The sequence below is a fragment of the Pseudomonas sp. Colony2 genome, assembly GCF_019382755.1.
Classification (GTDB): Bacteria; Pseudomonadota; Gammaproteobacteria; order Pseudomonadales; family Pseudomonadaceae; genus Aquipseudomonas.
On sequence record NZ_CP080030.1, the window covers coordinates 5,579,349 to 5,585,831 of the forward strand.

Sequence of the window (6,483 nt, forward strand, 5' to 3'; positions counted from 1 at the left end):
CGTTTTTGCATGATCCGCTCCCGCACCGCGTCATAACCCCAGTGATACACATAGGTGTACGGCAGGAAAAACAGCAACACGCCGATGTCGAGGATAAACGCCTGCATCAGGCTGATGTTCAGCCACCAGGCAATCAACGGCACACAGATCGCCACCAGCCCGCCTTCAAACATCAACGCATGCAGCACGCGGGTCCACACCCCGCCGGACAGTTGCAGGCGCGCCTTCAGACGATCGAACAGGCCGTTGAAAATCACGTTCCAGGCCAGTGCCATAAGGCTGATGGCCAAGGTCACCATGCCCATCTCCAGGGCCGGTTTATCCATGATCCACGCCAGCAGCGGTGTACAGATCAACAAGGCCAAACCTTCAAAACCAATGGCCTGCCAAACGCGTTCAGTAATCGACTTAGTGGGTGTCATGACCCGTTCTCCGTGAGTGACGATGGTTGCCATCATTACCCTTTGACTCGATACTTCATAACCAGTAACCATCGATCAAGGCGATAGTCATGGCATCCCACGAAGTGCTTCAGGCGTTTGTGCAGGCGGCGACCCACGGTTCGTTTTCAGCGGCGGCGCGCAAGCTGGGCAAGAGCCAGTCCACCGTCAGCGCGGCGGTGGCCAGCCTGGAGATTGACCTGGATGTGGTGCTGTTTGATCGCAGCAGCCGCAAGCCGACGCTGACCCCGGCCGGGCATGTGCTGCTGCAACGCGCCGAGCAGGTGCTGGAAGCCAGCAGCCGCCTGGAGTTGGCGGCCAGCCAGTTGTCCCAGGGGTTGGAGCCGAAGTTGAGTATCGCGATGTCCGATACGTACCAGTCGGACCGTTTCGAAACCGCCCTCAGCGCCTTCGAGCAGCGCTACCCGGACCTGGAACTGGAATGCCTGATCGCCGAATGCGAGGACTTGATCGCCCTGGTGCAAAGTGGCCGGGCGCAGATTGCGTTTATCGAGATGCAGGAGGTTTACCCGCCGGACCTCACCAGCACCACCGTGGAAGAGCGCACGGAAATCGCGCTGTTTGTCTCACCCAGACATCCGCTGGCGAACCTTGCGGACATCGACCAGCAAACCCTGGAACAACACCGCGAACTGCGCCTGGCGAGCATCATCAACCCGAATGAAACCCGCGGCCTGGGCCGGGTGTGGTCAGCGCCCAGTTACCTGATGCTGATGGAAATGGCACAACTGGGTTTTGGCTGGGCACCGCTGCCGCGCTGGCTGGTGGAGCGGTTTGGCGGCGGCCATCTGTGTGAAATCAAGGCCCGGGGCTGGCCGCGCTCGGTGGCGGTGGACGCGTTGTGGTCACGCCAGCATCCGCCCGGCCCGGCCGGCAGTTGGTTGCTGGGCAAGATGCTGGAATAACGCCGGAACACACTATTCGCAACAATGAAGATCAAATGTGGGAGCTGGCTTGCCTGCGATAGCGGTGTGTCAGTCACCACCGCTATCGCAGGCAAGCCAGCTCCTACATTGAATTTGCGGTGCATTCAAAGGCGCCGTCAGGCGGCTTCAATCTGCGGCGGGCGGTTGTTCTGGAAATACTCATGCAAGGCCCGCAACGCCGGCAACTCCAGGGCCTGGGCGGCAAAGCACAACCCCACCCGGCGCGTCGGTGCCGGCAGGTGCCAAGGGCGAATCACCACCCCGGCCCGCTCCGCCGCCAGCGACTGCGGCAACATCGCCACGCCCACACCGGCCGCTACCATGTGCAATGCCTGGGTCAACGAACCGGCATGCCCGGCCACCGCCTGGGGCGAGCGGCCGTACAAGGCCATCAGCCGTTGGTGGGAATCATGCTGCGGGCAGGTAATCCAGTCTTCAATCGGTGCCCAGGCCTGCTCCTTGCCGCCCGCCGCCATCGGGTGCGCAGCCGGCAGCGCCATCACGTAGGACTCTTCCCAAAGCGGCAGGAACAATTCGTCCTCGCAGCACATTTCCTCTACCGCCAGGCGCCCTTCTCCTTCGCAGCCTTCCTGCAAGGTCAGCAGCAAACCCGGCAGGCCCTGGTGCGCCATGCGCAGGAAGGTTTCGATCTGGCTGTCGGCAATATCGCCTTCCACACCCAGTTCCAGGGCGATGCGGTTTTCGCGCCCGCGAAACAAGCGGCTCAACGCATCGGCCTCGGCCACCATGCGCCGGGCTTGCGGGTACAGCACCCGCGCCTCGTCACTGACCTCGACCCCACGTGGCTGGCGCAGAAACAGCGCCACGCCCAATTCTTCTTCCAGTTGCTTGATGGTCACCGACAACGTCGGCTGGCTGATGAACAGGCGCTGGGCGGCGGCGGTGATATTGCGTTCCTCGAATACCGCGAGAAACGCTTTGAGATGACGCACATCCATAGTTAATACCGATGACAGACAGAGGAATAAGGCATTTTTCAGCCCGCCGAGGGCTAAATATACTGCGCGCCACGTTCAGTTATTTGTTTTTCTTATCTCAGGAGTTCCACCATGAGCAAGCCATTGATCATCATTACCGGCGCCAGTTCGGGCATTGGCGAAGCGACTGCGCGCTTGCTGTCGGCCGCCGGCCACCCGCTGTTGCTGCTGGCCCGCCGCATCGACCGGCTGAATGCGCTGGAGTTGCCGAACACCTTGAGCCGCGGTGTCGACATCACCGACCGCGCTGCGCTGGTGGCGGCGGTGAAGGAAGCTGAAGCGCAATTCGGCCCGGCCGACGCGCTGATCAACAATGCCGGCGTGATGCTGCTGGGCGCGGTCAGCGAACAGGACCCGGCACAGTGGGAGCAGATGCTCGACGTCAACGTAAAGGGCCTGCTGAACGGCATCCATGCGGTGGCCGGCAGCATGGTCGAGCGCAAGGGTGGCACCATCATCAACGTCAGCTCGGTGGCCGGGCGCAAGACCTTCCCCAACCACGTCGCCTATGTGGGCACCAAGTTCGCCGTGCATGGGATTTCGGAAAACCTGCGGGAAGAAATGTCGCCGCACAACGTGCGTGTGATCACCATTGCGCCGGGTGCGGTGGAAACCGAATTGCTGAGCCACACCACCGACGAAGCCATCAAGACCGGCTACCAGGCGTGGAAACAGGACATGGGCGGCACCGTGCTGAGCGCCGATGATGTGGCTTCGGCGATTGCCTATGCCTACCAGCAGCCGCAGCATGTGTGCATTCGCGAGATCGTGTTGGCGGCGACGCGTCAGCAGCCGTAACTCATTCATCAAGACAACATCGAACAAATGTGGGAGCGGGCTTGCTCGCGAATGCGGTGGATCAGTCACTGAAATGTTGACTGACACACCGCATTCGCGAGCAAGCCCGCTCCCACATTTGGATCTCCGGCGCCTGCACTATTTGAGTTCGGCCAGACGCCGCTCGATAAAGCGCTTTTCGGGCACTTGCTGGGTCAATGCCAGCGCCCGTTCAAACGCTCGCCGCGCGTCCTCCACTCGCCCCAATCGCCGACAAAACTCGCCCCGCGCCGAGTACGCCAGGTGATAGTCCACCAACTCCCCCCGCGCCAGAATGCCGTCCACCAATTGCAAACCGGCCTGCGCTCCATCGCGCATCGCAACGGCCACCGCGCGATTCAGCTCGATCACCGGCGATGGCATCGCTCCAAGCAACACGTCATACAGCCCGACGATCTGCGGCCAATCAGTCTCATCGGCGCTCACGGCTTCAGCGTGTACCGCCGCAATCGCTGCCTGCAGGCTGTAGGGCCCGAAGCGGCGTGTGGTCAGGGATTTCTCCACCAGGGCGCATCCTTCAGCAATCAACGACGCATCCCACAGCGAACGGTCCTGCTCATCCAGCAGCACCAATTCGCCGCCCGCCGAGGTGCGTGCCGGGCGCCGGGACTCGTGGAGCAACATCAGCGCCAGCAAGCCCATCACTTCCGGTTCCGGCAACAACTCCATCAGCAAACGGCCCAGGCGAATCGCTTCGCGGGTCAGGTCTTCACGGGTCAGGTCGGCGCCCATGGACGCCGAATAGCCTTCGTTGAACACCAGGTAAATCACCCGCAGCACACTGTCCAGGCGCTCGGGCAACTCCGCCAGGGATGGCACCTGATAGGGGATTTTCGCTTCGCGGATCTTGCCCTTGGCCCGCACGATGCGCTGGGCGATGCTAGTGGGCGTGGCGAGAAACGCCCGGGCGATTTCCTCGGTGGTGAGGTCGCAGATCTCACGCAAGGTCAGCGCCGCCTGGGCATCCGCCGCCAGCGCCGGGTGGCAGCAGGTGAAGATCAGGCGCAGGCGGTCGTCTTCCACGTCTTCAACGCTCCAGTCTGCCGCTTCCAGCGCATCGGCTTGCGCCTGCAACAACGGGGTAAAACGCGCCTGGCGACGTAAACGGTCGATGGCCTTGAAGCGCCCGGTCGAGACCAGCCAGGCCCGGGGGTTATCCGGCACACCGTCCTGCCCCCAGCGCTCGACTGCGACGAAGAACGCCTCGTGCAAGGCTTCTTCAGCCAGGTCGAAATCGCCAAGCAAGCGAATCAGGGTCGCCAGGATGCGCCGCGATTCGCTGCGATAAACCGCTTCAACCCGGGCCTGCACCGTCAATCGCGCAGGCCTTCGGTCACCAGCGTCACCAGCCGGTCGAGACTCTGTCCCCAGCCCTCGTGAAAGCCCATGGCTTCGTGGGCCTGCTTGGTTTCGGCGCTCCAGTGCATGGCGCGGGCGGTATAGAGTGTTTTGCCGTCGACGTCTTCAAAGGTAACTTCTGCGGTCATGAATGGCTGGCCCGAAGGGATCCAGCCGGGGGTGAAGGCGTCGGTAAACACCAGCCGACTGGGGGCGGTAATCTCCAGGAATACGCCCTGGGTTGGGTATTCGCTGCCGTCCGGCGCGCGCATCAGCGTGCGAAATTGCCCACCCACCCAAAGGTCCATTTCGCACTCGGGAGTGGTCATGCCGTGTGGGCCCCACCACTGCTGCAACAAGGCCGGCTCGGTCCAGGCGCGGAACACGCGGCTGCGAGGGGCATCAATCAAGCGACTGATGGACAGTTCAAATTCGGCGGGTTTGGGTTGAATGCTCATGGGAAACCTCCTGGGTTTTATTGTTGTGATCAGAGATTCAATTCACGCACGGGGCGCACTTCCACACTGCCGACCCGGGCCGCCGGTATGCCGCCGGCCACCTGGATCGCTTCATTCAGGTCCTTGGCTTCGATCAGGTAAAACCCGGCGAGCTGCTCCTTGGTTTCGGCAAACGGCCCGTCGGTGATCGACAACTTGCCGTTGCGCATGCGCACGGTGGTGGCGGTGCTCACCGACTCCAGCGGCTCGGCGGCGAGCATGCGCCCGCTGGCCTGCACGGACTGGCCATAGGCGAAACATTCCGGGTCCTTGGGGCTGTCGGGCGAATCGTGCAGCACCTGTTCGTTGCTATAGATCAGGCAGAGGTATTTCATGGGATTCTCCGTTTTCGGACAACTGACTATAGTTCGCGGCGCTCAAGGTTTCAGGTCGAACAGACCGGCGCCGGTTTCCATGTCGAAGGGTGCCGACCAATGTTCATGCACCACTTTCCACTCGCCGCCAACGCGCTGGTAGCCGGCGCTGACGCGCATCCAGCAGGTCTTGAGTACGCCGTCGGGCCCGGTGCCGCCACAGTGCGCGAGCCAGTGGGCAAAGGCGCTGTTATCGCCGGCGACGATACGCATCTCATGGAAGTCAAAGACCCCAGGGCCCGGGCAGAACTCCATGCACGCCTTCCAGTGCGCCTGATAGGCGGCCTTGCCCTTGAACTGCAGGGCGCTAACGGCGTCGAACGCGACGATATCGTCGGCGTAAAAGCTGACAATCTTCTCGACATCCTTGGCGGTGACCGCCTGTTTCCATTGTTCGATCAAGCTGCTGATTGCGGTGCTCATGGCGATACTCCTTGCGGGAAAAATCACTGAAGACACCCTTAGTCGACTGAGCCCCAGGCCAATCGACAGTCCCGCAAAAAATAATTGCGACTACCGCAAACCCGCTAGAATCCGCGCTTCTTTGTAGGATTTCGGATGCTACGCCGATGGAAACCCGCCTCGTCGCCTATCAGACGTTGACTGCCCTGCAACAACAGCAACTCAACGCCCTGGAAGTGCATCCTGAACAATTGGGTTTTTCCGGCGATATCTACTGTGCGCTGAACACCCTGCTGGTCAATCCGAACCCTGGCGTGGCAGGCTTTGCGTTACTCGCCGACGAGATTCCCGTGGCCTTCCTGCTGCTCAAACGCCCACCCTGCCTGCCCCATTGGGCGGATGAACACAGCGCCACGCTGCATGCGTTGCAAGTCGATCGCCATCAGCAAGGCCTGGGGTTTGGCAAAGCCTGCCTGCAAGCCCTCCCCGCCGCCGCGCGCCTGGTTTGGCCGCAGATCAAGGCGCTGGAGCTGTCGGTGGACACGGACAATGTGGCGGCGATGGGGCTGTATTTGCAGCAGGGTTGGGTGGACAGCGGGGAGGCGTATAAGGGGCGGATTGGGTATGAGCGCCGGTTGGCGTGGGTGTTT

9 protein-coding genes are annotated in these 6,483 nt (G+C 61.9%); 3 read left to right on the forward strand and 6 right to left on the reverse strand.

Annotation, left to right across the window (positions count from 1 at the left end; translation table 11 throughout):
- The coding region (locus tag JV201_RS22350; protein ID WP_219407215.1) for a multidrug/biocide efflux PACE transporter at window positions 1–422 on the reverse strand (422 nt) is incomplete at its 3' end.
- Window positions 423–511: 89 nt separating this feature from the next.
- On the opposite strand from JV201_RS22350, the gene JV201_RS22355 reads away from it, so the two are divergent.
- Window positions 512–1,366 (forward strand): LysR family transcriptional regulator, encoded by an 855-nt coding sequence (locus tag JV201_RS22355; RefSeq protein WP_178912600.1) that lies wholly within the window; start codon window positions 512–514, stop codon window positions 1,364–1,366.
- A 137-nt stretch (window positions 1,367–1,503) separates the two neighbouring features.
- On the opposite strand, the gene JV201_RS22360 is transcribed toward JV201_RS22355, so the two are convergent.
- On the reverse strand, window positions 1,504–2,346 hold the full coding sequence (locus tag JV201_RS22360) for a LysR family transcriptional regulator (protein WP_093206950.1): 843 nt from the start codon (window positions 2,344–2,346) through the stop codon (window positions 1,504–1,506).
- A 111-nt stretch (window positions 2,347–2,457) separates the two neighbouring features.
- Between JV201_RS22360 and JV201_RS22365 the strand changes: the two genes are divergently transcribed.
- The gene (locus tag JV201_RS22365) at window positions 2,458–3,183 is read left to right on the forward strand and encodes an SDR family oxidoreductase (protein ID WP_008431641.1); all 726 of its coding nucleotides are present in this window, start codon (window positions 2,458–2,460) and stop codon (window positions 3,181–3,183) included.
- A 138-nt stretch (window positions 3,184–3,321) separates the two neighbouring features.
- On the opposite strand, the gene JV201_RS22370 is transcribed toward JV201_RS22365, so the two are convergent.
- From JV201_RS22370 to JV201_RS22385, 4 genes are read right to left on the reverse strand one after another with little or no spacing between them, the layout of a single operon-like run.
- A complete protein-coding gene (locus JV201_RS22370) occupies window positions 3,322–4,533 on the reverse strand; it encodes an RNA polymerase sigma factor (protein WP_043225961.1) in 1,212 nt (403 codons plus the stop codon).
- A gap of 2 nt (window positions 4,534–4,535) precedes the next feature.
- The gene (locus JV201_RS22375) at window positions 4,536–5,018 is read right to left on the reverse strand and encodes an SRPBCC family protein (protein ID WP_003213108.1); all 483 of its coding nucleotides are present in this window, start codon (window positions 5,016–5,018) and stop codon (window positions 4,536–4,538) included.
- Between the two features lie 29 nt (window positions 5,019–5,047).
- Window positions 5,048–5,392 carry a YciI family protein gene (locus tag JV201_RS22380; RefSeq protein ID WP_003213107.1) on the reverse strand — a complete coding sequence of 115 codons (345 nt, stop codon included), beginning with the start codon at window positions 5,390–5,392 and terminating at the stop codon, window positions 5,048–5,050.
- A gap of 42 nt (window positions 5,393–5,434) precedes the next feature.
- Window positions 5,435–5,854, reverse strand: a complete 420-nt coding sequence (locus JV201_RS22385; protein ID WP_003213104.1) for a nuclear transport factor 2 family protein — start codon at window positions 5,852–5,854, stop codon at window positions 5,435–5,437.
- A 146-nt stretch (window positions 5,855–6,000) separates the two neighbouring features.
- Here JV201_RS22385 and JV201_RS22390 point away from each other — a divergent pair.
- On the forward strand, window positions 6,001–6,483 hold a 483-nt coding region (locus JV201_RS22390; protein ID WP_134327202.1), incomplete at its 3' end, for an N-acetyltransferase.